At 65.3% G+C, this 24,995-nt stretch carries 25 protein-coding genes; 16 read left to right on the forward strand and 9 right to left on the reverse strand.

Features of this window, described 5'->3' with window-relative positions:
• Positions 1-23 precede the first annotated feature (23 nt).
• From gatB to gatC, 3 genes are all read right to left on the reverse strand, one after another.
• On the reverse strand, positions 24-1,454 hold the full coding sequence (gene gatB, locus GNH96_RS02815; RefSeq protein ID WP_169602092.1) for an Asp-tRNA(Asn)/Glu-tRNA(Gln) amidotransferase subunit GatB: 1,431 nt from the start codon (positions 1,452-1,454) through the stop codon (positions 24-26).
• A gap of 26 nt (positions 1,455-1,480) precedes the next feature.
• A complete protein-coding gene (gatA, locus tag GNH96_RS02820; RefSeq protein ID WP_169602094.1) occupies positions 1,481-2,938 on the reverse strand; it encodes an Asp-tRNA(Asn)/Glu-tRNA(Gln) amidotransferase subunit GatA in 1,458 nt (485 codons plus the stop codon).
• 65 nt (positions 2,939-3,003) lie between these two features.
• On the reverse strand, positions 3,004-3,291 hold the full coding sequence (gatC, locus tag GNH96_RS02825) for an Asp-tRNA(Asn)/Glu-tRNA(Gln) amidotransferase subunit GatC (RefSeq protein WP_169602096.1): 288 nt from the start codon (positions 3,289-3,291) through the stop codon (positions 3,004-3,006).
• A gap of 105 nt (positions 3,292-3,396) precedes the next feature.
• On the opposite strand from gatC, the gene GNH96_RS02830 reads away from it, so the two are divergent.
• From GNH96_RS02830 to GNH96_RS02890, 13 genes are all read left to right on the forward strand, one after another.
• The gene (locus tag GNH96_RS02830) at positions 3,397-4,440 is read left to right on the forward strand and encodes a rod shape-determining protein (RefSeq protein WP_169602098.1); all 1,044 of its coding nucleotides are present in this window, start codon (positions 3,397-3,399) and stop codon (positions 4,438-4,440) included.
• An 18-nt stretch (positions 4,441-4,458) separates the two neighbouring features.
• The gene (gene mreC / locus GNH96_RS02835; protein WP_169602100.1) at positions 4,459-5,376 is read left to right on the forward strand and encodes a rod shape-determining protein MreC; all 918 of its coding nucleotides are present in this window, start codon (positions 4,459-4,461) and stop codon (positions 5,374-5,376) included.
• Between the two features lie 46 nt (positions 5,377-5,422).
• Complete coding sequence (gene mreD, locus GNH96_RS02840; RefSeq protein ID WP_267313389.1) at positions 5,423-5,854, forward strand: rod shape-determining protein MreD; 432 nt, start codon at positions 5,423-5,425, stop codon at positions 5,852-5,854.
• Positions 5,855-5,884: 30 nt separating this feature from the next.
• Entirely contained in the window at positions 5,885-7,720 is a 1,836-nt protein-coding gene (gene mrdA / locus GNH96_RS02845; RefSeq protein WP_169602104.1) for a penicillin-binding protein 2, read from the forward strand.
• Positions 7,717-8,850 (forward strand): rod shape-determining protein RodA, encoded by a 1,134-nt coding sequence (gene rodA / locus GNH96_RS02850; RefSeq protein WP_169602106.1) that lies wholly within the window; start codon positions 7,717-7,719, stop codon positions 8,848-8,850. Before mrdA ends, rodA begins: the two co-directional genes overlap by 4 nt.
• Before the next feature lie 4 nt (positions 8,851-8,854).
• On the forward strand, positions 8,855-9,829 hold the full coding sequence (gene mltB, locus GNH96_RS02855) for a lytic murein transglycosylase B (protein WP_169602108.1): 975 nt from the start codon (positions 8,855-8,857) through the stop codon (positions 9,827-9,829).
• A gap of 69 nt (positions 9,830-9,898) precedes the next feature.
• Positions 9,899-11,074 carry a D-alanyl-D-alanine carboxypeptidase family protein gene (locus tag GNH96_RS02860; RefSeq protein WP_169602110.1) on the forward strand — a complete coding sequence of 392 codons (1,176 nt, stop codon included), beginning with the start codon at positions 9,899-9,901 and terminating at the stop codon, positions 11,072-11,074.
• A gap of 16 nt (positions 11,075-11,090) precedes the next feature.
• Positions 11,091-11,942: a D-amino acid aminotransferase gene (locus GNH96_RS02865; RefSeq protein WP_169602112.1), complete on the forward strand. Its 852-nt coding sequence runs from the start codon at positions 11,091-11,093 to the stop codon at positions 11,940-11,942.
• Positions 11,939-12,202 (forward strand): YbeD family protein, encoded by a 264-nt coding sequence (locus GNH96_RS02870; RefSeq protein WP_169602114.1) that lies wholly within the window; start codon positions 11,939-11,941, stop codon positions 12,200-12,202. Before GNH96_RS02865 ends, GNH96_RS02870 begins: the two co-directional genes overlap by 4 nt.
• Before the next feature lie 95 nt (positions 12,203-12,297).
• Entirely contained in the window at positions 12,298-13,743 is a 1,446-nt protein-coding gene (gene mgtE, locus GNH96_RS02875; RefSeq protein ID WP_169602116.1) for a magnesium transporter, read from the forward strand.
• Between the two features lie 6 nt (positions 13,744-13,749).
• Positions 13,750-14,373, forward strand: a complete 624-nt coding sequence (lipB, locus tag GNH96_RS02880) for a lipoyl(octanoyl) transferase LipB (RefSeq protein WP_169602118.1) — start codon at positions 13,750-13,752, stop codon at positions 14,371-14,373.
• Positions 14,370-15,341 carry a lipoyl synthase gene (gene lipA / locus GNH96_RS02885; RefSeq protein WP_169602120.1) on the forward strand — a complete coding sequence of 324 codons (972 nt, stop codon included), beginning with the start codon at positions 14,370-14,372 and terminating at the stop codon, positions 15,339-15,341. Before lipB ends, lipA begins: the two co-directional genes overlap by 4 nt.
• A gap of 94 nt (positions 15,342-15,435) precedes the next feature.
• Positions 15,436-16,038 carry a Cif family virulence factor gene (locus GNH96_RS02890; RefSeq protein WP_169602122.1) on the forward strand — a complete coding sequence of 201 codons (603 nt, stop codon included), beginning with the start codon at positions 15,436-15,438 and terminating at the stop codon, positions 16,036-16,038.
• Between the two features lie 126 nt (positions 16,039-16,164).
• On the opposite strand, the gene GNH96_RS02895 is transcribed toward GNH96_RS02890, so the two are convergent.
• Positions 16,165-18,081: a glycoside hydrolase family 5 protein gene (locus GNH96_RS02895; RefSeq protein ID WP_169602124.1), complete on the reverse strand. Its 1,917-nt coding sequence runs from the start codon at positions 18,079-18,081 to the stop codon at positions 16,165-16,167.
• A 229-nt stretch (positions 18,082-18,310) separates the two neighbouring features.
• Here GNH96_RS02895 and ppa point away from each other — a divergent pair, with 229 nt between their 5' ends.
• Entirely contained in the window at positions 18,311-18,859 is a 549-nt protein-coding gene (ppa, locus tag GNH96_RS02900; RefSeq protein WP_169602126.1) for an inorganic diphosphatase, read from the forward strand.
• On the opposite strand, the gene GNH96_RS02905 is transcribed toward ppa, so the two are convergent.
• From GNH96_RS02905 to hemN, 3 genes are all read right to left on the reverse strand, one after another.
• Positions 18,832-19,347, reverse strand: coding sequence for a hydrogenase maturation protease (locus GNH96_RS02905; protein ID WP_169602128.1), 516 nt, complete (start codon positions 19,345-19,347; stop codon positions 18,832-18,834). The genes ppa and GNH96_RS02905 overlap by 28 nt on opposite strands.
• A 1-nt stretch (position 19,348) precedes the next feature.
• Positions 19,349-20,833, reverse strand: coding sequence for a Ni/Fe hydrogenase subunit alpha (locus tag GNH96_RS02910; RefSeq protein WP_169602131.1), 1,485 nt, complete (start codon positions 20,831-20,833; stop codon positions 19,349-19,351).
• Positions 20,834-20,898: 65 nt separating this feature from the next.
• Positions 20,899-22,296: an oxygen-independent coproporphyrinogen III oxidase gene (gene hemN / locus GNH96_RS02915; RefSeq protein WP_169602133.1), complete on the reverse strand. Its 1,398-nt coding sequence runs from the start codon at positions 22,294-22,296 to the stop codon at positions 20,899-20,901.
• Between the two features lie 95 nt (positions 22,297-22,391).
• On the opposite strand from hemN, the gene GNH96_RS02920 reads away from it, so the two are divergent.
• Both GNH96_RS02920 and GNH96_RS02925 read left to right on the forward strand, forming a co-directional pair.
• Complete coding sequence (locus GNH96_RS02920; RefSeq protein WP_169602135.1) at positions 22,392-22,835, forward strand: YkvA family protein; 444 nt, start codon at positions 22,392-22,394, stop codon at positions 22,833-22,835.
• Positions 22,832-23,317, forward strand: a complete 486-nt coding sequence (locus GNH96_RS02925; RefSeq protein ID WP_228719988.1) for a DUF2127 domain-containing protein — start codon at positions 22,832-22,834, stop codon at positions 23,315-23,317. Before GNH96_RS02920 ends, GNH96_RS02925 begins: the two co-directional genes overlap by 4 nt.
• Here GNH96_RS02925 and GNH96_RS02930 read toward each other — a convergent pair.
• Positions 23,290-24,435 (reverse strand): glycosyltransferase, encoded by a 1,146-nt coding sequence (locus tag GNH96_RS02930; protein ID WP_169602137.1) that lies wholly within the window; start codon positions 24,433-24,435, stop codon positions 23,290-23,292. The two genes, GNH96_RS02925 and GNH96_RS02930, sit on opposite strands and share 28 nt — an antisense overlap.
• A 68-nt stretch (positions 24,436-24,503) precedes the next feature.
• Entirely contained in the window at positions 24,504-24,962 is a 459-nt protein-coding gene (locus GNH96_RS02935) for a GNAT family N-acetyltransferase (RefSeq protein WP_169602139.1), read from the reverse strand.
• Positions 24,963-24,995: the final 33 nt, after the last annotated feature.

Here is a 24,995-nt window from a genome sequence, read left to right on the forward strand (position 1 = left end):
CTCCCCCCACGGAAACTTCGCGGTTATTGCAGTTTCTTCCTGAGCAGCTCGTTGAGCTGGGCCGGGTTGGCCTTGCCGTGGGTCGCTTTCATGGCCTGGCCGACGAAGAAGCCGAACAGTTTGTCCTTGCCGGCGCGGTACTGGGCCAACTGCTCGGGGTTGGCGGCGATGATCTGGTCGATGATTGCCTCGATCGCGCCGGCGTCGGTGATCTGCCTGAGGCCCTGTCTCTCGATGATGTCGTCGGCGCTGCCGCCTTCGTGCCACATCGCCTCCAGGACCTGCTTGGCGATCTTGCCGGAAATGGTGTCATCGGCGATGCGGCGGATCAGGCCGGCCAGCCCGGCCGCGTCGATCTTCGATTCGGTGATTTCCAGTCCGTCCTTGTTCACCAGGCTCGACAGTTCCACCATCACCCAGTTGGCGCATAGTTTGGGATCGCAGGCGGCCTCGCGGACCACCGTCTCGTAGAAGTCGGCCATTTCGCGGGTCGCGGTCAGCACCTCTGCATCGTAGTCGCTCAGGCCGTATTGGCCCTTGAAGCGGTCGCGCTTGGCGTCCGGCAGCTCCGGCAGGGTGGCCTTGACCTCCTCGATGAAGCCGCTGCTGATTTCCAGCGGCAAGAGGTCCGGATCGGGGAAGTAGCGGTAGTCGTTGGCTTCCTCCTTGCTGCGCATGGAGCGGGTTTCGTCCTTCACCGAGTCGTACAGACGGGTTTCCTGGATCACCTGGCCGCCCGACTCCAGAATCTCGATCTGGCGTTCGATCTCGTGATTGATCGCCTTTTCCACGAAGCGGAACGAGTTGAGGTTCTTGATTTCCGCGCGGGTGCCGAATTTTTTCTGGCCCTTGGGCCGGATCGAGACGTTGGCGTCGCAGCGGAACGAACCTTCCTGCATGTTGCCGTCGCAGATTTCCAGATAGCGCACCAGGGCGTGCAGTTTCTTCATGTAGGCCACGGCTTCCTTGGCCGAGCGCAGGTCCGGTTCGGACACGATTTCCAAGAGAGGCGTGCCGGCCCGGTTCAGGTCGATCCCGGTGTAGCCGTGGAAGTCCTCGTGCAGCGATTTGCCGGCGTCTTCCTCCAGGTGGGCGCGGGTGATGCCGATGGTCAGCTCCCGCCCGTCGACGTTGATGTTGAGCTGGCCGCGCGCGACCACGGGCAGATCGTACTGGCTGATCTGATAGCCCTTGGGCAGGTCGGGATAGAAATAATTCTTGCGGGCGAACACCGACACCGGCGCGATGTCGGCGCCGATGGCCAAGCCGAACTTGACCGCCATGGCCACGGCTTCGCGGTTGAGCACCGGCAGGACGCCGGGTAGCCCCAAGTCGACGGCGCAGGCCTGGGTGTTGGGTTCGGCGCCGTAGGCGGTAGCCGCGCCGGAGAATATCTTCGAGCGGGTGGCGAGCTGGGCGTGAATCTCCAGCCCGATGACGGTTTCCCATTGCATGTTCTTAAGGCACCTGTAGCTGGGTGTTAATCGGCAAGGCCGGCCGGCGCGCGCGTATGCCAGTCGGTGGCCTGCTGGTAGCGGTGGGCCACGTTCAACAGCCGGTCTTCGCTGAAGTAGCCGCCGATGATCTGCATGCCGACGGGCAGGCCGTTGGAGAAGCCCACCGGGATCGACATGCCGGGCAGGCCGGCCAGGTTCACGGCGATGGTGTAGATGTCCGACAGATACATGGCGATCGGATCGGCGCTCTTGGCGCCGAACTCGAACGCGACCGAAGGCGAGGTCGGGCCCATGATGACGTCCACTTCCTCGAAGGCGCGACGGAAGTCTTCGCTGATCAGGCGGCGGATCTTCTGGGCCTTGAGGTAATAGGCGTCGTAATAGCCGGCCGACAGTGCATAGGTGCCGATCAGGATGCGGCGCTTGACCTCGGCACCGAAGCCTTCGCCGCGCGAACGGGTGTAGAGATCGGCCAGATCGGCGGGGTTCTCGCAGCGGTGGCCGAAGCGGACGCCGTCGAAGCGGGCCAGGTTCGACGAGCATTCCGCCGGGGCGACCACGTAATAAGCCGGGGCCGACAAATGCATGTGCGGCAGCGAGACGTCCTTGACGGTGGCGCCCAGTTGCTTGTATTCGTCCACGGCATCCTGGATCAGGCCGGCGATGGCGGGATCGAGGCCTTCGCCGAAAAATTCCTTGGGCAAGCCGATGCGCAGGCCTTCCAGGCTGTTGCCGAGGGCCGCGCGGTAGTCCGGCACCGGACGGTCGACGCAGGTCGAATCGCGCTCGTCGAAACCGGCCATGGCCTGCAGCATGATGGCGCAGTCCTCGGCGGTGCGCGCCATCGGGCCGGCCTGGTCCAGGCTGGAAGCGAAGGCGATCATGCCCCAGCGCGAAATCCGGCCGTAGGTCGGTTTGATGCCGGTGATGCCGCAAAAGGCCGCCGGCTGGCGGATCGAGCCGCCGGTGTCGGTGCCGGTCGCGCCCGGCGTCAGCCGCGCGGCGACGGCGGCGGCCGAGCCGCCGGAAGAGCCGCCGGGGACGGTGGACGTGTTCCAGGGGTTCCTCACCGCCCCGTAGAAGCTGGTCTCGTTGGACGACCCCATGGCGAACTCGTCCATGTTCAGCTTGCCCAGCATGACCGCGCCGGCGGCGTTGAAGCGCTCGACCACGCAGGCGTCGTAGGGCGAGATGAAATTGTCCAGCATCCGCGAGCCGCAACTGGTCCGCACGCCCCGGGTGCAGAAAATATCCTTCTGGGCGATCGGGATGCCGGTGAGGGGAGCGGCATCGCCTTGGGCGATCCGCAGGTCCGCGGCCCGGGCCTGGGCCAGGGCGGTCTCCGCAGTGATCGTGATGAAACAGTTGAGCGAGGCATCGAGGCGCTCGATGCGTTCGAGGCAGGCTTGCGTCAACTCGACGCTGCTGAATTCTTTCCGTTCGAGACCGGCGGCCAGTTCGGCGATGGTCTTGTGATGCATGCGATGGGGCTCCGGAATGTGCGGGTCGCGACTGTAGGATGATAACGAGGCCGGGCGGTACCGGACTATTCGATGACCTTGGGAACGAGGTAAAGGCCGGCCTCGACCAAGGGCGCCTGACTCTGGAACAAGGCGCGCTGATCGGCTTCGGTCACGGCATCGGGGCGCAGGCGCTGGGCCTCGTCCAAGGGGTGCGCCATCGGCGCGACCTGGCTGGTGTCGGCGCTGCCGAGCTGCTCGACGAAATCGAGAATCTGCGACAGGTCGCGGGCATAGGCCTCGACCTTGTCGTCGTCGATGGCCAGACGCGCCAGCCACGCGATTTTGTTGACTTCTGCTGCGCTGAGCGACATGAATGCATCCTGTTGATGGGCGATACCATCCCTATGATAACGCATGTCTTGCTGCCCCCCCCAGCCCGTTGCTAGAGTATGGTTTTTTGGCTAGGCCGGTTCCCGATGTTTAAGCGTCTGCGCGGTTATTTTTCCAATGATCTGTCGATCGATCTGGGCACGGCCAACACCCTGATTTACATCAGGGGCCAGGGCATCGTCCTGAACGAGCCCTCGGTGGTGGCGATCCGCGAGGACAAGAATCGCGGGGCCAAGTCCATCGCCGCCGTGGGAGCCGCGGCAAAGTCCATGCTCGGCCGCACTCCCGGCAACATCACAGCCATCCGTCCGATGAAAGACGGCGTCATCGCCGATTTCACCCTGACGGAAAAGATGCTTCAGTATTTCATCCACAAGGTTCATCCGAACCGCCTGCTGCGCCCGAGTCCCAGGGTGCTGATCTGCGTGCCCTGCGGCTCCACCCAGGTGGAGCGCAAGGCGATCAAGGATTCCGCCGAGGGCGCCGGCGCGCGCGAGGTTCACCTGATCGAGGAGCCTATCGCCGCCGCGGTCGGCGCGGGGCTGCCGGTGAGCGAGGCCCGCGGCTCCATGGTGATCGACATCGGCGGCGGCACCTCGGAAGTCGCCATCATCTCGCTCAACGGCGTGGTGTACGCGGCGTCGGTCCGCATCGGCGGCGACCGGCTGGACGAGGCGATCATGAACTACGTCCGGCGCAATTTCGGTACCCTGATCGGCGAGGCCACGGCCGAGCGCATCAAGCACGAGATCGGCTCGGCCTATCCCGGCAGCGAAGTGACGGAAATCTCGGTCATGGGGCGGAATCTGGCGGAAGGCATCCCGCGCAGCTTCACCCTGAACAGCAACGAGATCCTCGAAGCCTTGCAGGAGCCGCTCGCGGGCGTGGTGGAGGCGGTCAAGCAGGCGCTCGAGCAGACCCCGCCGGAGCTGGGCGCCGACGTGGCGGAACGCGGCATCGTGCTGACCGGGGGCGGTGCCCTCTTGAAGGACATCGACCGGCTCATCGCGGAGGAGACCGGCCTGCCGGTGGTGGTGGCCGAGGACCCCCTGACGTGTGTGGCCCGCGGCGGCGGCAAGGTGCTGGAGTTGCTGGATCGGAAAGGCGGGACACCGTTCTTCCTCGAATAGGTTTGCAGCCCGCCAGCGTTGCGACGAGAGGGGCACGCCATCAAACTCGCATTCACCAAAAAGCCGGCCCAGAACTTCCGGCTGCTGGTCTTCGCCATCACGTCCCTGGTGTTTCTCGCGGCCGACCGCCGCGGCGCGATCGGCGCGCTCCACAGCGGGCTGGATGCCGCGGTCTACCCCTTGCAGCAGCTCGTCAGCGCCCCGGTGCGCTTCGCCGGCTGGGTGCAGGATAACCTGTCCGGCTATGCCGGCATCCTGGAAGAAAACCAGAGGCTCAAGGAGGAGCAAATCCGCTTGGAAGCCAGGCTGGCGAAATTCTCCGCGCTGGAGCAGGAAAACATCCGCCTGCGGGCATTGCTGGGGGCGTCGATCAAGATCGGCGAGCATTTCCTCATCGCCGAACTGCTGTCGGTCAACCTGGTCCCCTACGAGCATCTGGTCCTGGCCAACAAGGGTTCGAACATCGGCGTTCATGTCGGTCAGCCGGTGTTCGATTCCCGCGGCGTGGTGGGACAGGTATTGCGGGTGTCGCCCGTGAGCGCCGAAGTGATGCTGATCACCGACCCCAATCATGCCATCCCGGTCCAGATCGAGCGCAACGGCCTGCGGACGATCGCGGTCGGCACCGGCCGGATCGACCGGCTGATCCTGCCGTACCTGAGCGGCAGCGCCGACATCCGGGAGGGCGACCGGCTGGTGACCTCCGGCATGGGCGGCGTGTTTCCGGCCGGCTATCCGGTGGCGACGGTGGTGGACATTTCCAGCACCGGCAGTTCGCTGGCGAAGGTCTCCGCGGAGCCGATCGCTCCGCTGGACCGCATCCACGAGGTCCTGCTGGTCTGGACCCGGACCGATGTCCAGGACAAGGTGCAGGAGGGTCCGTCTCCCGCAGCGAACGGTGCCGGCGGCGCATCGGTTCAGCATGCCCCCCGCTAGGCGGTCTTCCCCCCGCATCCTGATTTTCGCGAGCCTGGCGGTCGCGATGGCGATGCGGATCCTGCCCTTGCCTCAGGCCTGGGCGCCGTGGAATCCGGACTGGATCCTGCTGCTGCTGATTTACTGGGCCGTGGCCGCTCCCGATCGCGTGGGGGTGGGCACGGCCTGGCTGACCGGCCTGATGGCGGATGCGCTGACCGGCCGGCTGTTGGGCCAGCAGGCGCTGGCCTACAGCGTGGTCGTCTATGTCGGCGTGAGATTTCACCGGCGTTTCCAGCTCTATCCGATGCTCCAGCAGGCTTTCGTAGTCGTGCTTCTCCTCGGGCTCGGGCTCCTGCTCACCTTGTGGACCCGGCAGATCCGCGGCGCGGGCAGCGCGCTGGAAGGCTACTGGTTCGCGGCGCTGTCCGGCGGCCTGGTCTGGCCTTTGGCCTGTGCCGTGCTCGACGGGCTGCGGCGCCGTTTCGGCGCGGTCTAGCCGCATGTTTTCGCTGGCAATCCCGATCCCATGAGCGTCCGCGCAGTGCGAAGACTCCAGAACGACGTCCGGGTGTTCCAGGCCCGCATCGCCTTCAGCGTCGTCCTGCTCCTGCTGGCGGTGGCGGCGCTGGTGGCGCGCCTGGTTTACCTTCAGATCGTCGGCCACGAGCATTATGCGATGCTGTCGCAGGACAACCGCGTCAAGATCGCGCCGCTGCCGCCCACCCGCGGCATCGTCTATGACCGCAACGGCGAGGTGCTGGCCGACAATGTCCCCTCCTACAGTCTGGAATTGGTGCCGGAGCGCATCGACGATCTGGACGCCACCCTTGCCGAACTCCAGACCCTGCTCGGCCTGAGCGACGAGGACATCCGGCGCTTCCGCAAGCTCCAATCCCAGCACAAGAGTTTCGAGAGCATTCCGCTCAAGATGCGGCTGGAGGAAGAGCAGATCGCCCGCTTCGCGGTCAAGCAGCCGTTTTTTCCCGGCGTCCAGATCAACGTGCGGATGATCCGCACCTACCCTTATGGCGAGCTGACGGCCCATGCCGTGGGCTATGTCAGCCGAATCAGCGAGGCCGATCTGAAGATGCTCGATCCTTCGCTCTACAGCGGCACTTACCACATCGGCAAAAGCGGGATCGAAAAGACCTACGAGACCCTGCTGCACGGCAAGACCGGCCACCAGGAGCTGGAAACCAACGTGCAGGGGCGTTCGATCGGCGTGCTGAATACGGTGCCGCCGGTGCCTGGCGCCGATCTGCGGCTGTCGCTGGACATCACGCTGCAGCAGGCCGCGATCGACGGCCTGGGCGAATACAACGGCGCCGTGGTGGCGATGGAACCCGCGACCGGCCGGGTGCTGGCCTTCGTCAGCAAGCCGAGCTTCGATCCCAACCCTTTCGTCTACGGCATTCCCAAAGCGGACTACGATCGCCTGCAGTCATCGCCGGACCGGCCTTTGTACAATCGGGCCCTGCGCGGCGTGTATCCGCCTGGGTCGACGGTGAAGCCGTTCGAAGGGCTGGCGGGGCTCGAAGTCGGAGACCTCCAGGCCGATCGCAAAGTGTCCTGCCCCGGCTATTTCCAGTTGCCCAACTCGTCCCACCAATACCGCGACTGGCGCAAGGGCGGCCACGGCGCGGTCGATCTGAAATCGGCGATCACCCAGTCCTGCGACGTGTACTTCTACAAGCTGGCACTGAGCTTGGGCATCGACAAGCTGAGCGAATTCATGGGGCGGTTCGGCTTCGGCAAGCGCACCGGCATCGACATTCCGGGCGAGCTGCCGGGGGTCTATCCCTCCAAGGAGTGGAAGAAGAAACACAGCAAATACCCCTGGTTTCCGGGCGAGACGGTCATCACCGGCATCGGCCAGGGCTACGTGGGGGTGACGCCGGTGCAACTGGCGCGGGCGACCGCCATCCTGGCCAACCGCGGCCGCGTGGTGATACCGCGACTGCTGGATGCGGCGCAGGGAGAGGCCGGCGCGGCGCCGGAGGAAGCCGTCGGGGACAATCTGGCCATTGCGCCGGAGCATTGGGACACGGTGATCCAGGCGATGATCGATGTCGTGCATAGCGCCCGCGGCACCGCGAAGAGCATCGCTGCGGGCCTTTCCTACCATGTCGCGGGCAAGACCGGGACGGCGCAGGTGTTTTCCGTCGGTCAGGGTCAAAAATACCGGGAGTCCGAGGTGAGCAAGGAGATGCGCGACCATGCCCTGTTCATCGCCTTCGCGCCGGCCGAACAGCCCCGCATCGCCGTGGCCGTGCTCGCCGAGCACGGGGGCCACGGCGGCTCCGTGGCCGCGCCGGTCGCCCGGGCGGTGATGGAGCGCTATCTGAACGGGCGTGCGCCATGAGATACGATTACGGCCTGGCCGGTCTCGGTGCCGAGCAGACCCGCTTCGAACGCATCATGAAGCGGATCCATATCGACATTCCCCTGTTCGCCGGCTTGATCACCTTGTCCGGCGTGGCCCTGGTGATTCTGTACTCCGCTTCGGCCCAGAGCTTCGATGTGTTGTTGCGCCAGGGGCTCCGCCTGCTGCTGGCGATGTCGGTCATGCTGGCCATCGCCCAGATCCATCCGCGCCATTTCCGTTTCTACAGCCCGATGCTGTACGGCGTGGGGGTGCTGCTGCTCGCCGCGGTGCTGGTCATGGGGGAGATCGGCAAGGGCGCCCAGCGCTGGCTCGATCTCGGCGTGCTCAGGTTCCAACCGTCGGAAATCCTCAAGCTGGCGGTGCCGATGACGGTCGCCTGGTATCTGTCCGAATGCCCGGTTCCTCCGGCGTTCCGGCATATCGCCGTGGCCGGCGTCTTCATCGCGATACCGGTGGGGCTGATCGCCAAACAACCCGATCTCGGGACCGCGATACTGGTCGGTGCGGCCGGTGCGGTGGTGGTGTTCCTCGCCGGCATCCGCTGGCTCTATTTGCTGTTGCTGGGCGGCGTCGGGGCGGGCTTGCTGCCCGTGGTCTGGCATTTCCTGCACGACTACCAGCGCGACCGGGTGCTGATGTTCCTGAGCCCCGAGGCCGACGCGCTGGGCCGCGGCTATCACATCATCCAGTCCAAGATCGCCATCGGCTCCGGCGGATTCTATGGCAAGGGCTGGCTGCAGGGCTCCCAGGCCCAGCTGGAGTTCCTGCCGGAGAAGTCGACCGATTTCATCTTCGCGGTCGTGGCCGAGGAGTTCGGCCTGATCGGCTGTCTGGGGCTGCTGGCGATCTATCTGTTCATCATCGGGCGCTGCATCCACATTTCGATCCAGGCGCAGGATGCCTACACCCGATTGCTGAGCGGCGCCTTGACCCTGACATTTTTCGTGTACGTTTTCGTCAACACCGGCATGGTCGTCGGTATCCTGCCGGTCGTGGGCGTGCCGCTGCCGCTGGTGAGCTACGGCGGGACGTCCATGGTGACCCTGCTCGCCGGCTTCGGTATCCTGATGTCCATCCAGACTCACCGCAAGCTGTTGCCGGGTTGAGCCCATGAGACTTCGGTACGCCCTGTTCCTTTCCTCCATGCTGGCTGCCGGCGCCGGGGCGGAAGGTATCGCCCAGCGGCCCGAGGTCGCCGCTTTCATCCAGGACATGAAGGTGCGCCACCGGTTCGATCCCGCCATGCTGGAGCGGCTGTTCGCCGGGGTGGCGATACAGCAACGCATCCTGGCGGCGATGGCCCGTCCCGCCGAGGCCAAGCCTTGGTACGAATACCGCAAGCTTTTCGTCACCGAGGCCCGTATCCTGGGCGGAGTGGCGTTCTGGCGCCAGCATGCCGAGACCCTGAAGCAGGTGCAGCAGCGCTACGGCGTACCCGCCGAGACGATCGTGGCGATCGTCGGGGTGGAAACCCTTTATGGGCGCAACACCGGCGGCTTCCGGGTGATCGATGCGTTGGCCACCCTCGCCTTCGCCTATCCGCGGCGGGCGGACTTTTTCCGCTCCGAGCTCGAGCAGTTTCTGCTTCTGTGCCGCGAGGAAGGCTTGGACGCCACCGTGCTCAAGGGTTCGTATGCCGGCGCGATGGGCTGGCCCCAGTTCATGCCCAGCAGTTTCCGCCACTATGCGACCGACCTCGACGGCGACGGCCGGCGCGACATCTGGTCGAATCCGGCCGACGTCATCGGCAGCATCGGCAACTATTTCGCGCGGTTCGGCTGGCGCCCCGGCGAGGAGGTCGCGGTCCGGGCCACGGCGCGTGAGGGGGACTATGCTCCCTATCTCGGCAAGGATCTCAAGCCCGCCAGCTCCCTGGTCGAACTGCGCCGCCTCGGCATCGAGCCCGAGCGTCCCCTCCCCGACGCCTCCCCCGTCAAGCTGCTGCGGTTCGAGCTGGAGGCCGGCCCCGAATACTGGCTGGGCCTGGAAAACTTCTTCGTCATTTCCCGCTACAACCACAGCCCGCTCTATTCGATGGCGGTCTATCAGCTGGGCCGCGCCATCGCCGCCCGGAAGGGCGGGTGATGCCGGGTCGCCCGTGGCGGGCCGCGTGTTAAACTACCGAAACTGCAAATCAACCCAACCCTACGGCGGATGAACGTGAAAGCCCTCCTGATTCACGCCCGATGGCATGTTTTCCTTTCCCTTGTCCTGTTGGCCGGGTGGTGCCTGCCGCTCCGGGCGGAGCCGCCGCTGATTCCCGCGCCGCCCGAGCTGCCGGCCAAGGCCTATTTGCTGCAGGATTTCTTCAGCGGCCGGGTGCTGGCGGAGCGCAACGCCGACGAGCGCCTCGAGCCCGCCAGCCTGACCAAGGTCATGACGGCCTACATCCTGTTCCGCGAGCTGTCCAAGGGGCACGTCAAGCTGGAGGACATGGTGACCGTCAGCGAAAAGGCCTGGCGCACCGAGGGCTCGCGGATGTTCGCCCAGGTCGGTGCCCAGATCTCGGTGGAAAACCTGCTCAAGGGCATGATCGTCCAGTCCGGCAACGATGCCAGCGTCGCCCTGGCCGAGCATGTGGCCGGCGACGAGTCGGTGTTCGCCCAGATGATGAACCAGAATGCCGAGCGTCTGGGGATGACCAACACCCATTTCAAGAACAGCATGGGACTGCCCGACCCGGACCATTACACCACCGCCCGCGACCTCGCGACGCTGACCCGGGCGATGATCAAGGAGTTTCCGCAATACTATGCCTGGCACGCCATCAAGGAATTCGTGTTCAACGACATCAAGCAGGTGAACCGCAACCGGCTGCTGTGGCGCGATCCCTCGGTGGACGGTGTCAAGACCGGCCACACCGAAGGAGCGGGCTATTGCCTGATCACGTCCGCCCTGCGCGACGGCGACCGCCTGATTTCGGTGGTTCTGGGCACCAAGAGCGATACCGATCGCGCCAATGCCAATGAGGCCCTGCTCAATTACGGCTTCCGCTTCTTTGAAACCAAGCCGATTCACAAGGGCAACGAAGAGCTTGCCAAGGCCCGCATCTGGAAAGGCGAGCAGACCGAGGTGCCGGTCGGCGTGGACGAGGATTTGTATGCGACCTTTCCGCGCGGGCAGTTCCAGAACCTGAAGACGGCGATGGAAGTCGATGCCAACGCCATGGCGCCGGTCAAGAAAGGCGACAAGCTGGGCAGCATCCAGGTCACGTTCAACAACGAAACGGTCGCCCAGCGGGATCTGGTGGCTTTGCAGGAGGTCGCGGAAGGCGGCATTTTCCGCCGGGCGCTGGATCACATCCTGCTCTGGCTGAAGCGGCAGGGCTAGATTCGAACTTTCCGGCATGAACAGTCCCCTGGTTTATCTCAACGGCGAGTTTCTGCCGCTGGAACAGGCCCGCGTGTCCGTCCTGGACCGGGGATTCCTGTTCGGCGACGGCGTCTACGAGGTCATCCCCGTCTATGGCGGGCAGCCGCTGCGGCTCGAAGAGCATCTCACGAGGCTGGACGGCAGCCTGCGCGGCATCCGCATGACTTCTCCCCTGAGCCGGGCCGAGTGGGCGGAAGTCGTCGGCCGTCTGATCGACGGGCCGGACGACCAGTCGGTGTATCTGCAGGTGACGCGTGGGGCAGGCCCCGCCCGCGACCATGCGATTCCGGCCGGCGTCACGCCCACGGTCTTCGCCATGGGTTCGCCGATCGCGCCGGTCCCGTTGGCCGGGGTCCGCGCCATCACGCTGGACGACATCCGCTGGCGCTGGTGCAACATCAAGGCCATCACGCTGTTGCCCAACGTGCTGCTGCGGCAGGAGGCTGCCGATAAGGGCTGCGCCGAGGCGGTCCTGGTCCGCGATGGCCGCGTCACGGAAGGGACGGCCAGCAATGTGTTCGCGGTGATCGAGGGCGTGATCGTCACCCCGCCCAAGGGGCCGGAACTGCTTCCGGGCATCACCCGCGACCTGGTGCTGGAGCTGGTTCAGGCGGAGGGCCTGCCGGCACGGGAGCGAGCGATCCCGCTGGACGAGTTCGCCGGGGCCGAGGAAATCTGGATCACGAGTTCGACTCGGGAAGTGCTGCCGGTGGTCGAGCTGGACGGCCGACCGGTCGGTCGGGGAAGCCCCGGGCGCGTGTGGGAGCGGGTCAGCGCGCTGTACCAGGATTTCAAGCGCAGACTCAAGAGCGGCGTGATGGCATGAGCCTGGACGAGCTGCTCGACTTCCCCTGCGAGTTCCCGATCAAGGTATTCGGCTCGGCCGAGGGCGGGTTCGCCGCTTCGGTCGAGGCTGCGGTGCGTCTCGCCGCGCCCGAGCTGGAAGAGGTGAGCGTCACCGTCCGGGCCAGCGGCGGCGGCAGGTTCGTGGCGGTGACGGTGACGATCACGGCCTCGAGCCAGGCTCAGATCGAGGCGATCTACGGGCGTATCGGCACCCTGCCCGGCGTGCTGATGGTTCTTTAACGATAACTCCGTCCGGCTATGGTATAAGCCCGGACGCACTTCCCATCCGCCGGCGGCTCCGCCGGCGCCGTGATCACCGACGTCCGTTTCCCGCCATGTCCGATTCCCTCATCGAAACCAGTGACGAAAGACTGCGCCGGCTCGTGCGCGAAGTGCTGGACCTGCTGGACAAGCAGAAACTGGAGGAAACGATTCTTCGGCATCAACCGATGTCCCGGCATGAGCTGATCGAAAGCCTGATGCACAAGCAGCATCAGGTCGCGCTCAAGCAGAAGCTCGATTCGCTCCATGCCGCCGACATCGCCTTCGTGCTGGAGGCCCTGCCGCAGGCGCAGCGTCTGGCCATCTGGGCGCTGGTGGATCCCGAGATGGACGGCGAAATCCTGCTGCATGTCTCGGATGCCGTGCGCGAGTCGTTGATCTCCGACATGGACCGGGAGGAGCTGCTCCATGCCACCGAGCAGCTCGACACCGACGAGATCGCGGACCTGGCCCCCGACCTCCCCGAGGAGGTCATGCAGGATCTGCTGAAGTCGCTCAACGACCAGACTCGCGCCCAGCTCGAATCGGTCCTGTCCTACGAGGAGGATACCGTCGCGGCGCTCATGGACTTCGGCATGGTGGCCATCCGGGAGGACACCACGCTCGGCGTCGTGCTGCGTTACCTGCGCCAGCGCGGCGACTTGCCCGAGAACACCGACAAGCTGTTCGTGGTCGACAAGCAGGGCGTGCTCCGGGGCGTGCTGTCGCTCAAGCGCCTCCTGCTGCGGAGCCCGGATGCACGGGTGGGCGACGTCATGTCCCGGGATGTCGTGATGTTCCATCTGGACGATGATGCTTCCGTCGCCGCCCGCGCCTTCGAGCGCTACGGCCTGCTTTCGGTGCCGGTGGTCGACGACCAGCAGCGTTTGCAAGGCCGGGTCAGCATCGACGCCATCGTCGACTACATCCGCCAGGAGTCCGACGAAGAAGCGCTTGCGCAGGCTGGCCTGATGCAGGAGGAAGACCTGTTTGCGAGCATCTGGAAAAGCGTCAAAAACCGCTGGGTATGGCTGGGCATCAACCTGCTGACCGCGTTCGCCAGCACCCGTGTCATCAGTCTGTTCGATGACACCATCGGGCGGGTGGTGGCGCTGGCATCGCTCATGCCCATCGTCGCCGGCATCGGCGGCAATACCGGCACCCAGACCAGCACCCTGATCGTTCGTGCGCTGGCGCTGGGGCTGGTCGATTCGTCAAACGTGCGCCGCCTGGTGCTGAAGGAAATCGGCATCGGCCTCCTCAACGGGATTGTCTGGGGCGGTGTCATCGGTGCCCTGACGTATGCGCTGTACCGCGACCCGGCACTGGCTTCCGTGATGGCGGCGGCCATGGCCCTCAACCTGTTGGTAGCCGCGGTGACGGGTTTGTTCATCCCGCTGATCCGCGCCCGCCTCGACCTCGACCCGGCCATCGGCACCAGCGTGCTGCTCACCGCCATCACCGACGGCATGGGATTCTTCATCTTCCTGGGGCTGGCCACCCTGTTTCTGCTGAACTGAACGCCGATGGCCTTCCGTGTCCGCATGCTGGGGCGAGCCGACTATGAACCGGTGTGGCGCGCCATGCAGGGGTTCACCGAGCAGCGCGGCGGCGAGGTGGACGACGAACTGTGGCTGGTCGAGCATCCGCCGGTTTACACGCTCGGCATGAACGGGGATGCCGCCCATATCCTCGATGCCGGGGATGTGCCGGTGGTCCGGACCGACCGGGGCGGACAGGTGACCTATCACGGCCCCGGCCAGCTCGTGCTCTACGCCCTGGTCGACCTGCAAAGGCGCAAACTCGGGGTGAGACGGATGGTCAGTGCGCTGGAAGAATCCGTCGTCGCGCTGTTGCGCCAGTACGGCCTGAGTGCGCAGGCACGCAGCGATGCGCCCGGCGTCTACGTGGCGGGGGCCAAGATCGCATCGCTCGGCCTGCGGGTGCGGCGCGGCTGCTGCTATCACGGGGTCGCTCTCAACGTCCGTCCCGAGCTGGAAGCCTTCGGCCGGATCAATCCCTGCGGCCATGCCGGCTTGCCGGTGACGCGGCTGGCTGATCTGGGCGTGGATGTGCAGGTGTTCGAGCCAGCGGCGGCGCTGGTGCGTGAATTGATGGTCCAGCTCGGCGACGAGGACATCGCGGCATGAAAACCTTCGACGACAATAAGGCGCCTTCGCGCCAGACGCCAGCTTCCCATCAACGGGGAGCGGAAAAGCTCTCGCGCATCCCCATCAAGGTCGAACCCGTCGCGACGCCTTTGCGCAAGCCCGACTGGATCAGGATACGCGCCGGTACCGGCGAGGAAGTCCAGCGCGTGAAGCGGCTGCTGCGGGAGCGCGGCCTGCACAGTGTCTGCGAAGAAGCGGCCTGCCCCAATCTGGCGGAATGTTTCGGCCACGGCACCGCCACCTTCATGATCCTCGGCGACATCTGTACCCGCCGCTGCCCCTTCTGCGATGTCGCCCACGGCCGCCCGGCACCGCCCGACCCGGCGGAACCCGGCCATCTCGCGGAAACCATCGCCCTGCTGGGGCTGCGTTACGTGGTGATCACTTCGGTCGACCGGGACGATCTGCGCGACGGCGGCGCGGGGCATTTCGCCGCCTGTATCCGGGCCTTGCGCTCGGGCTGTCCCGGGCTCGCCATCGAGATTCTGACCCCGGATTTCCGGGGCCGCATCGAAACGGCGCTCGATCTGCTCGCCGCCGATCCGCCGGACGTGTTCAACCACAACATCGAAACCGTGCCCCGCCTCTACCGCCAGGCGCGGCCCGGCGCCGACTACCACCAGTCGCTGGATCTCCTGGCTCGGTTCCGCGAGCGGGTGCCGGGCGTGCCGACCAAGTCGGGGCTGATGCTCGGCCTGGGCGAGACCTTGGACGAAGTTCGCGAGGTGCTGCGCGATCTCCGCGGCCGTGGTTGTGAGATGCTCACTTTGGGCCAGTATCTCCAGCCCAGCCGGGACCATTTGCCCGTGACGCGCTACGTTCCCCCGTCCGAATTCGACGAACTCGCCGATTGCGCGCGGGACCTGGGTTTCGCCAGCGTCGCCAGCGCCCCCCTGGTGCGTTCGTCTTACCATGCCGACCAGCAGGCCGCGAGCATCGGACGCTGACGCGCCGGGAACGGGTTAGACTATCGGTTCACGCGATCGGGCCCGCTCCAGGCGGGTCTCTTTGGCCCACCACGACGACAGAAGAGGACTTCGCATGCCCGCCTACCCCCGAGCCGAGCTGGAACAAATGGTCGAGCGCTGGCTGGCCGCCAACCGCGATGCGGAGCGGGCCGGCGACTGGATCCAGTCACTCGGCGCGATGTACACCGAAGACGCCGAATACGGCTGGAACATGGGGCCCGACCAGGCGTTCCTGGCCCGCGGGCGGCAGCAGATCATGGACTGGGCGCTCGGCTTCCACATGGAGGGTTTCGAGCAATGGCGCTACCCCTACGACCACGTGCTGATCGACGAGGCGCAGGGCGAGGTCATCGGTTTCTGGCGTCAGGTGTCGCCGGCCCGACGGCCGGACGGCAGCCATTACGAGGTCGCCGGGCTCGGCGGTTCCTGGTTCCGCTATGGCGGCAATGACCAATGGTGCTGGCAGCGCGATTTCTTCGACCTGGGCAACGTCAAGGCGCTGTTCATGGAACTGGCGGCCAACGGCCAGCTCGACGCACCGGTGAGGCGCAAGATCGCCAGGCTGGCGAAGGGCCAGGCGATGCCCGGGGTTTATCCCTTGCATCCGGCGCCGGGCGCGCTCGCCAGGCTCAAGGGGTATTACGCGATGGCCCGCATCGTCCTGTTCGGCGCCTAGCGTTTCCCCGAGAGGACGGAGGTATCGGGAAACCCGAGGGGACATCCGGGTCACCCTCGGGAGATGGTCGCAGCGAGGCTTCGGACGGCGGTGCTCACGGCGGCGTCGAGCTTGCCTCGTTAGGGGTCAACGCACGGCGCAGAACCCGAATTGAACCGTGCCGTTGGCGGGTACCGTCTTGTTCCAGTCGAGGCCGCTCGCGGTCAGCAGGTTTCCGGACTGGGTGTAGACGGCATTCCAGAGGTTGTCGATGGTGCCTTCGATGGCGAGGCTGACTTGCCAGACGATCGGTGCCGAACCGGAGTTGCGGACGTCGACCTGCGCGCAATAGCCCGTGCCCCAATCCGATGGAACGGTCAGCGTCGTTTGCAGCCCGCCCGCGGCCGGATTGGTCTCATCAGTGTCGGCGGTGGAGGTGCACCCCGGATCGGCCGGATAATCGCCAAGGCCATCGCCATCATTGTCGACGCCATCGGCACATGCCGCCTTGGGGGCGGGCCGGTCGGCGCAGAATCCGAAGGTGGCGGTGGCGCCGGCCTGGAGCGTTTCGTTCCAGTTGAGGCCGGAGGCGTCGACTTGGCTTCCTGTCTGAGTGTAAGCCGCGTTCCACAGGTTGTTGATCGTCCCTTGTACGGTGAATGATGTCTTCCATTTCACCGGGGTGGAGGTGCCGTTGGTCACCGCGACGTCGGTGCAATAGCCGGTGCCCCAGTCGGAGCCGATCGTCAGCTTAGCCGGGAGAGTCTGTTCCGCAGGCGTCGTGACCGGGTTGGATTCGTCGGTGTCGGCGGCAGAGGAACAGCCGGGATCGGCGGGATAGTCGGTGGCTCCGTCGCCGTCATTGTCGATTCCGTCCGCACAGGCGGGAGCCGGTGCAGGCGTGGGAGTCGGCGCGGGCGTCGAAGTCGGCACCGGCGTCGGCGAGGGCGTCGCAGTTCCCCACAAGCGGCTCAGCAGGTCGACCTTGTCCTGCCAGACATGGGTCCAGTCGTCCTGGAGGATTCCGCCGGTGTCCCCGCTGTTGGGATTCCACGCCCAGTAGAACAAATGCCGGATGTCTTTGCCGACGAGGTAATCGACCAGGGCATTCTGGAACACCTTGTCCTTGGGATCGCCGCCGTGGCCGTATTTGCCGCCGGTTTCCCCGATGGCGATGGTGTAACCCTTGTCTTTGAACTGGCCGAAATGGGCGTTCCAGATGGCCGGCATGTTGGCCGGGAAGTCGGGTGCGGCGAAATACGGCTGGGCATAGACGTCCGGCCCGTACACATGGGGCGACAGCACCAAGCGGTTCGCCGGGATGGCCAGGGGATGGCAGTCCAGGGGTTCCAGATTGCCGCCCCACCAATGGTTGATCCTGCCGCTGCAGGAAGGGTTTTCCTGGATGCCCTCGACGAACACCAGCAGGTCCGGTGCGGCGGCGAGCACCGCCGCGGCGGCCTTCTCCGCCGCGCCGTTCCAGTCGGTGGCGGTGTTGCCGGTGCCCCAGGTGGCGGCGCCGTGCGGTTCGTTCTTCAGGTCGATGCCCAGGAAATGGGGAAGGGATTTGTAGCGGTTCGCCATGAAGCTCAAGTCGCCGATCCATTGCTGCTCGGTGTAGGCCGGGCCGTACCAAAGTTCCGCTATGCCGTCGTTGCAGTCCAGCCGGTGATGATCGAGCAGGATGTAAAACCCTTGGCGATCGAATTCGGCGATGACGGCATCCAGGATCTGCAGCGAATTCTTGCCGGCGAGATCGGGATTCAGCGTCGCATTGAAGTTGTTGACGGCGACGCCGTCGAGCGTCGCCGGGCAGACCGGCAGCCGCACGGCGTTGAATCCCAGGGATTTCATCTGGGCGATCATGTCCTTCCAGTTGCGCGCCCACAGGCCGTGGGCAATGTGGTCCGCGGTTTCGAAGCCGAACCAGTTGAGTCCGCGCAACTGCACGGCTTGGCCGTTGCCGTCGTAGATGTCGCCATGGTCTATGGAATAAGCATGAGTCCAGCCCGGTGTTTGGAGCAGGGCGAGCAACAGGAGGTTGTTCTTGTTAAGTCTCGACATGAGGAGTCCTCTTCAAAAGGGTTGGTGTCATCGATGCCGCCATCACAGAGCAAGTCGCCAATCTGATGTTGGAGCCTGTTGGGGCGCTTATGTTCCGCAGCATCGTTCATGCCATCTTCAAAGAAACAGGTTCCGGGAAGAACGTGATCCGGACCGTCAATCTTCCGGCGCCATCCCGGCTTTTCCTGACTGTTATAATGGGCTATTTGCTCATTTCTGGAGAGAAGTCATGGCGTTGATGAAAGTCAGTTCCGGCAGGCAGGTGCCGGACGACATCCATGTGGTCATCGAGATACCGGCGTTCAGCGATCCGGTGAAATACGAGGTCGACAAGGAGACCGGCGCCCTGTTCGTCGACCGTTTCATGGGCACGGCAATGCAGTATCCCTGCAACTACGGCTATGTGCCGCATTCCTTGTCGGAGGACGGCGATCCGGTCGACGTCCTGGTGATCGCGCCCTGCCGCCTGCTGAGCGGCTCGGTGGTGCGGTGCAGGCCGATCGGCGTCCTGAAGATGGAAGACGAGTCCGGCGGCGACGCCAAGGTGCTGGCCGTGCCGGTCGACAAGCTTTCGCCGCTGTACGCCAAGGTCAAGTCCTATCGCGACATCCCCGAGCCGCAGTTGGCGCTGATCGCCCATTTCTTCGAGCATTACAAGGATCTCGAGCCAGGCAAGTGGGTGAAGATCAACGGCTGGGGCGACATCGACGAGGCGCGGCTGGAAATTTCCAGCAGCATCGAGCGCTACAATCAGGCCAAGGAAAAACCGTATTTCTGATCCGGTCCGCTGGGACGGGAATCCCAGCCAGTCCCCGTCGTCTCGCTGATGAGCGCTTCGGCGAAACGCAGCGCAGACTGAAGATTCGATTCCGCCTCCCGGCTTAGGGCGTCTCCCAGGCCGAACCGCTCTCCGCGGATGCTCAGGAGATAAGAGGGTGGCGGCTCGCCGCGGTTGAGGCGCCGGTAGACTTCCAGCAGGGCTTGCGGGCTGACGGCATGGGTGGTGTAGCTGCCGTCGCGCAGGGGAACGAGCCGTTCGAACCGGAACGGCGGCGGGCAGTCGAGGTGGGCGTCCACGAACAGCACCCGTTCTCGCCCGGCGAGGTCGAGCGCATGCTCGATCTGGAGCTGGAAATCCTGCAGGAATTCGACATCCGCCCTTGGCGAGCTGGCCAAGCGTTCTTGCAGCGCTTCGAGGAACAGCGGCCCGAGCGCGTCGTCACCCCGGCTCGGGTTGCCGTAGCCGAAAATCAGCAGCCCCGCCACCTCAGCGCGATACCGTTCCGTCCGCCCGCTTTTGCAGACGGTCCAGCATCCCGCCGCCGGCGTCCATCAGCTCGACGACCAGCGGCATCTTGCCCAGGGCGTGAGTCGCGCAGGACAGGCAGGGGTCGTAGGCGCGGATCGCGACTTCGATGTGGTTGAGCAGGCCTTCGGTGATCGTCTGGCCGTCGAGATATTCGGCGGCCACCTGGCGGATCGACTCGTTCATCGCCTGGTTGTTGTGGGTGGTGGAAACGATCAGGTTGGCGCGGGTCACCAGGTCGTTCTCATCGACTTGGTAGTGGTGGAACAGGGTGCCGCGCGGCGCCTCGATCACGCCGACGCCTTCCGGCCGGCGCTCGCCGTGGACGACCAGGTCGGTGCCCAGCAGCTCCGGGTCGTGCAGCAGGTCGCGGATGCTCTCGGCGCAGTGCAGGGTCTCGATCATCCTCGCCCAGTGGTAGGCCAGCGAGCCGTGCACCGGTCCGCCGGCGCCCTGGGCCAGGAAGTCCTGCCGAGCCGCTTCGGCCAGCGGGGTGGGCATGAAGTCGCAGTTGTTGATGCGGGCCAGCGGTCCGACCCGGTACCAGCCGTTGTCCTTGCCCAGCGCCTCGAGGTACGGAAATTTCATGTAGGACCAGGAGCGGACCTCTTCGCGCAGGATGCCGGTGTAGCCCCGGTAGTCGAGCTTGTCGAAGATCGTCCGGCCGGAGGCGTCCTTGGCCCGCAGGCCGCCGTGGTAGATCTCGAAAGCGCCGTCGTCGCGGATCAGCCCCATGAAATTGGAACGGATCAGGCCGAAGCGTTCGTGATGCTCGCGGTTGGCGAGGTAGATTCGGCGGATCAGCGCGAGCGCGTTGCGGCACCAGCCGAGGACCGTGTCGATGTCCTGGAGCAGGAAATCCCTTTCCTCCACCGTCAAGGCCTTGTTCATCCCGCCGGGGATGGCGGCGCTGCCGTGGATGCGCTTGCCGGAAATCAGCCGGATCACCTCCTGGCCGTATTTGCGCATGCGGACGCCTTCCAGCCCCACGTCCGGATACTCTTTCAGCACCTCGAAGATGTTGCGGCGGCCGGCGGGGCTGTCGAAGCCGAAAAGGAGGTCCGGCGTCGCCAGATGGAAGAAATGCAGGGCATGCGATTGCAGGAACTGGCCGAAATGCATCAGCCGGCGCAGCTTCTCCGCGGCCGGCGTGAGGCGGTCGACGCCGACGACCTGGTCGATGGCCTTCGCCGCGGCGAGGTGATGGCTCACCGGGCAGATGCCGCACAGGCGCTGGACCAGCACCGGCAGCTCCCAGTAGGGGCGGCCCTGGATGAAACGCTCGAAGCCGCGGAATTCGACGATGTGGAGCCGCGCCTGGCGGACGTGGTTGTCGTCGTCCAACAGCAGGGTGACCTTGCCGTGGCCTTCGACGCGGGTCACCGGGTCGATGACCACGCGTTTCAGGTTCTCGGGATGGTCGGCGGTCTCGAGATGGTCGTACATCGTTCGCACCTTCGGGCTTCGGGATGGCCCGATGATACCACCCCGAAGTGTGGCGCCATCGAGCTTCAGATGACCTTGGAATAGGCCCGCCGCTCCTGGTCCTGGCGCAGGTAGCGGTCGAACGCCATGGCGATGTTGCGGATCAGGAGGCGTCCCTTGGGGGTGACCGTGAGCCGGCCCGGCCCCAGCTCCAGCAGTCCGTCCGCGGCCATCGGTTCGAGGTCGCCGAGTTCGGCGGCGAAATAGCGGGCGAAGTCCACGCCGTGCTGGCGGCCGAGGCGGGCGAAGTCCAGTTCGAACTGGCACATCAGGGCCTGGATCACGGCGCGCCGCAGCAGGTCGTCGTCATCGCATTCCAGCCCGCGCATCACCGGCAGCACGCCTTGGTCGAGCCGGGCGTAGTAGTCCTCCAGGGTGCGGAAATTCTGGCTGTAGGTCGGCCCGACCTTGCCGATGGCGGTGACGCCCATGGCGACCATGTCGCAGTCGGCGTGGGTCGAGTAGCCCTGGAAGTTGCGCTGCAGACGGCCTTCGCGCTGGGCCAGGTTCAGCTCGTTGTCCGCCTTGGCGAAATGATCCATGCCGATGTAGACGTAGCCGGCGCCGGTCAGGTGGGCGATCGCGTTTTGCAGGATGTCCAGCTTGACGTCGGCGCTGGGCAGGTCTTCGTCGCGGATCTGGCGCTGCGGCTTGAACAGATGCGGCAGGTGGGCGTAGTTGTAGAGCGAAATCCGGTCCGGATCGGCGGCCAGGATGCGATCGAGGGTATGGCGGAAGCCGCTCACCGTCTGCTTGGGCAGGCCGTAGATCAGGTCGATGCTGACCGAGCTGAAACCTTCGGCGCGGGCGGCGGCGAGGACGCGCAGCGTTTCCGCCTCGCTCTGGATGCGGTTGACGGCCTTTTGCACCTCGGGGTCGAAGTCCTGCACCCCTAAGCTCATCCGGTTGAAGCCGAGTTCGCGCAACAGGGCGATGGTGGCCTCGTCCACCTTGCGCGGGTCGATTTCGATCGCGTATTCGCCTTCGGCCAGCTCGAAATGCTCGCGTGTGGCCCGCATCAGCCGGCGCATCTGTTCGTGGTTCAGGAAGGTCGGCGTTCCGCCGCCCCAGTGCAGTTGGCGTACTTCCCGATGCCGCCCCAGGTGTCTCGCCTGCAGTTCGATTTCCTTTTCCAGGTAGTCGATGTACTTGCCGGCATGTTCGCGGTTGGCGGTCACGATCTTGTTGCAGGCGCAGTAGAAACAGACCGTCTGGCAGAAGGGGATGTGGAAATACAGCGACAGCGGCGAAGGATTCACCTCGGCCGCACGCCGGTGCAGCCATTCTTCGTAAAGGGCGGCGTTGAAGCTCGGCACGAACCGGTCGGCGGTGGGATAGGAGGTGTAGCGCGGGCCGCTGCGGTCGTACTTTCGGATCAACGCGGGATCCCATTCCACGCGCAGGCCGGTGTTCTGGTCGTTCATCGGGGGTAGAATCTGGAAAAACCTAAGTGGCGGGGAACGATGCTCCCGGGCTCGGGCCTTGTCAAGCCGGAACCGCCGCGCAAGAGGGCATACCGATGATACTCACCGAAAAAACCGTCCATGACAGTGTGGCGTTCGCCAGGGCACGGTCCAAGGCGGACGAATACGCCGGCGATCCCGGCAAGCTGTCGTCGCTGCTGGACAAGGCCTCCAAGAAGGCCGAGGCGAAGAAGGGGCCGCTGAGCGAGGTGCGGGATTCGCTCATGGCCTGCCTTCGGCTGCTCAGAGCCTGCGCCCAGAAGCGCTACTCCCTGCCCTGGCAGAGCCTCAGCCTGATCGTCGCCGCCGTGGTCTATTTCGTCATGCCGGTCGATCTGATCCCGGATTTCATCCTGAGCCTGGGGTTCGCCGACGATGCCGCCCTGCTGGCCTGGACCTTCAGGCAGGTGAGGTCGGATCTCGATGACTTCCGGCGGTGGGAAATGGCGCAGGAAGCCGCAGACCAGTCCGCCGGGAGCGATGCCGCGGAGGCTTCTTGAAGCGAGAGCTGCGCGGCGTCCGCGTCGTCGCCGCGATGGAGGCTGCCAAAGGCATCGTCGTGCTCCTGGCCGGTTTCGGGGTGGTCGAGCTGCTGCATTACGGAATCGAACCGGTCATCGACGAACTGGTGCGGCATACCCACCTCAACTTCGCCAGCCGTTATCCCCGGATTTTTCTCGATCTGCTGGAAGACCTGTCGGACCAGCGGCTGTGGGGGCTGGCCGCTCTGGCGTTCGGCTATGCCTCCATGCGCTTCATCGAGGCATACGGTCTGTGGCGGGAGCGGCGTTGGGCGGAATGGTTCGCCGTGGCCAGCGGGGGCCTCTACATCCCGTTCGAACTGTACGAACTGGCCAAAGGCTTATCCTGGCTCAAGCTGGCGACCCTGGCGATCAACCTCGCCGTCGTCGGCTACATGAGCTATGCGCTGTGGCTGACCATCCGCTCCGGCGGTCAGCGGGCATCGTCCTCGCTGCGGTAGACCCGCCCTTTCCAGCGGCTGCGCTCGCCGTGCCAGTAGCGCAGCGCCGAGCTCCAGGTCATGGCCAGATAAGCCGCCGCGATGACCGGCATCAGCAATCCCCAGCCCAGACTCCTGCCGTAAAAGCGCAAGGTGGGCGCATAGCTCCCCGTCATGGCTACGACCGCCCACACGGCGGCGAGCATGACAGCAGGATCGGATGCGAACAGGCACGCCGCCGGCAGCCAGAACAAGATCAGCATCAGCAGCGTGCACACAGCCAGCAGCCAGGCCGAATAGCGCAACTGGGTGAAGGCGGTGCGGGCGACCATGTCCCAGACGTCGGCCAAGGTGTCGTAGCGGCGCAGGCTCACCACCGCGCGCGACAGTCCGATCCAGGTCCTCGCACCCGTCGCCTTCACCTTTTTCGCCAGGGTGCAGTCGTCGATGAGTGCGCCGTGGATGGCGGAAAAGCCGCCGATCCGCTCCAGCAACCGGGTTTCCAGCATGATGCAGCCGCCCGCCGCCGCGGCGAAGCGGCGGTCCGGCGAATTGGCGAGGGCGAAGGGATACAGCATCTTGAAGAAATAGACGAAGGCCGGCATCAGCAGCTTTTCCCAGAAGTTCGCCATCCGCAGCGAGGCCATCAGGGAGGCGAACGGGATGCCCTCGCTGCGCATCTTTTCGCGCAGCGTGCCCAGGACGCCCGGCCGCAGCACGATGTCCGCATCCAGCAGCACGGTGTATTCGGTGACGACCTTGGCGACGCCCTGCTCCAGCGCCCACAGCTTGCCGCTCCAGCCGGGTGGCAGCGAGTCGTTTCGTAGCACCGTCAGATCCAGTCCCTCGACACGGCGAGCCGCATCCTCCGTGCCGTCGGTTGAACCGTCGTCGACCAGCACGATCCTCAGGCCCGCGCCCTGCTCCTTCAGCGCGGCCAGGGTTTGCCCGATCACCTCGGCCTCGTCCCGCGCCGGAATGACCACCGTGACATCGCCGAGATCGGGAACATGCCCGCCAGGCGATAACCGCAGCACTTCGCGGTTGAGCCAAGGGAACCAAGGAAGCACCAGGATGAGGGTCCAAAGCGCCGCGGAAATGAAAACGAGTCCCCCGAAAACCGGATATGCGGTGTCCATGCTTGCCCAATCGTTCAAGAAGCGCGGGAGTTTCCATGGATGCCGGGGGAAACGCAACCGACCTGGCTTCAACCCGCATCGCGCAGCATCTTCCGCAAGCCGACCAGCGCCGTCCGCTCCCAGCCCAGCCGGTCGTAGAAGGTCAGAGCCGGTTCATTGGTTCGGTCCGCCAGGAGCTGCAAGCGGGTGAGGCCGGCGTCGGCCGCCCAGCGCTCGATTTCGCCCAGCAGCCGCCGTCCGATGCCTTTCCCGCGGACTTCCGGCGCCACCACCATGTCCTCGACCAGCCCCACCCGGCCGCCTTCCGCCGTGGAAATCAGCGTCTGCACCGAACACATGCCGACCACCCGGCCGTCGGATTCCGCCACCAGCACCCGGTCGGCGCCGCTCCCGATCAACAGCGCGAGCCCCTGGCGCTGGCGGTCCCGATCGAAGGCGAAATCCGCCTCGATCGAGAACAGGGCGCCGAGCAGTTCCGCCATCGCTTCAATGTCACGCGTCTCGGCGGGCCTGATCATAATGTCCATGGTTTTACCTTCAGTGAACTTGAGAAAATGGGG

The sequence above is a fragment of the Methylococcus geothermalis genome (assembly GCF_012769535.1).
In the GTDB taxonomy this organism is placed as follows: Bacteria; Pseudomonadota; Gammaproteobacteria; order Methylococcales; family Methylococcaceae; genus Methylococcus; species Methylococcus geothermalis.

What these genes read in the sequence shown, in the direction of transcription:
- gatB (WP_169602092.1), bottom strand. Translation starts at nt 1,454, where the DNA reads ATGCAATGGGAAACCGTCATCGGGCTGGAGATTCACGCCCAGCTCGCC.
- gatA (WP_169602094.1), bottom strand. Translation starts at nt 2,938, where the DNA reads ATGCATCACAAGACCATCGCCGAACTGGCCGCCGGTCTCGAACGGAAA.
- gatC (WP_169602096.1), bottom strand. Translation starts at nt 3,291, where the DNA reads ATGTCGCTCAGCGCAGCAGAAGTCAACAAAATCGCGTGGCTGGCGCGT.
- GNH96_RS02830 (WP_169602098.1), top strand. Translation starts at nt 3,397, where the DNA reads ATGTTTAAGCGTCTGCGCGGTTATTTTTCCAATGATCTGTCGATCGAT.
- mreD (WP_267313389.1), top strand. Translation starts at nt 5,423, where the DNA reads ATGGCGATGCGGATCCTGCCCTTGCCTCAGGCCTGGGCGCCGTGGAAT.
- mrdA (WP_169602104.1), top strand. Translation starts at nt 5,885, where the DNA reads ATGAGCGTCCGCGCAGTGCGAAGACTCCAGAACGACGTCCGGGTGTTC.
- rodA (WP_169602106.1), top strand. Translation starts at nt 7,717, where the DNA reads ATGAGATACGATTACGGCCTGGCCGGTCTCGGTGCCGAGCAGACCCGC.
- mltB (WP_169602108.1), top strand. Translation starts at nt 8,855, where the DNA reads ATGAGACTTCGGTACGCCCTGTTCCTTTCCTCCATGCTGGCTGCCGGC.
- GNH96_RS02860 (WP_169602110.1), top strand. Translation starts at nt 9,899, where the DNA reads ATGAACGTGAAAGCCCTCCTGATTCACGCCCGATGGCATGTTTTCCTT.
- GNH96_RS02865 (WP_169602112.1), top strand. Translation starts at nt 11,091, where the DNA reads ATGAACAGTCCCCTGGTTTATCTCAACGGCGAGTTTCTGCCGCTGGAA.
- GNH96_RS02870 (WP_169602114.1), top strand. Translation starts at nt 11,939, where the DNA reads ATGAGCCTGGACGAGCTGCTCGACTTCCCCTGCGAGTTCCCGATCAAG.
- mgtE (WP_169602116.1), top strand. Translation starts at nt 12,298, where the DNA reads ATGTCCGATTCCCTCATCGAAACCAGTGACGAAAGACTGCGCCGGCTC.
- lipB (WP_169602118.1), top strand. Translation starts at nt 13,750, where the DNA reads ATGGCCTTCCGTGTCCGCATGCTGGGGCGAGCCGACTATGAACCGGTG.
- lipA (WP_169602120.1), top strand. Translation starts at nt 14,370, where the DNA reads ATGAAAACCTTCGACGACAATAAGGCGCCTTCGCGCCAGACGCCAGCT.
- GNH96_RS02890 (WP_169602122.1), top strand. Translation starts at nt 15,436, where the DNA reads ATGCCCGCCTACCCCCGAGCCGAGCTGGAACAAATGGTCGAGCGCTGG.
- GNH96_RS02895 (WP_169602124.1), bottom strand. Translation starts at nt 18,081, where the DNA reads ATGTCGAGACTTAACAAGAACAACCTCCTGTTGCTCGCCCTGCTCCAA.
- ppa (WP_169602126.1), top strand. Translation starts at nt 18,311, where the DNA reads ATGGCGTTGATGAAAGTCAGTTCCGGCAGGCAGGTGCCGGACGACATC.
- GNH96_RS02910 (WP_169602131.1), bottom strand. Translation starts at nt 20,833, where the DNA reads ATGTACGACCATCTCGAGACCGCCGACCATCCCGAGAACCTGAAACGC.
- hemN (WP_169602133.1), bottom strand. Translation starts at nt 22,296, where the DNA reads ATGAACGACCAGAACACCGGCCTGCGCGTGGAATGGGATCCCGCGTTG.
- GNH96_RS02920 (WP_169602135.1), top strand. Translation starts at nt 22,392, where the DNA reads ATGATACTCACCGAAAAAACCGTCCATGACAGTGTGGCGTTCGCCAGG.
- GNH96_RS02930 (WP_169602137.1), bottom strand. Translation starts at nt 24,435, where the DNA reads ATGGACACCGCATATCCGGTTTTCGGGGGACTCGTTTTCATTTCCGCG.
- GNH96_RS02935 (WP_169602139.1), bottom strand. Translation starts at nt 24,962, where the DNA reads ATGGACATTATGATCAGGCCCGCCGAGACGCGTGACATTGAAGCGATG.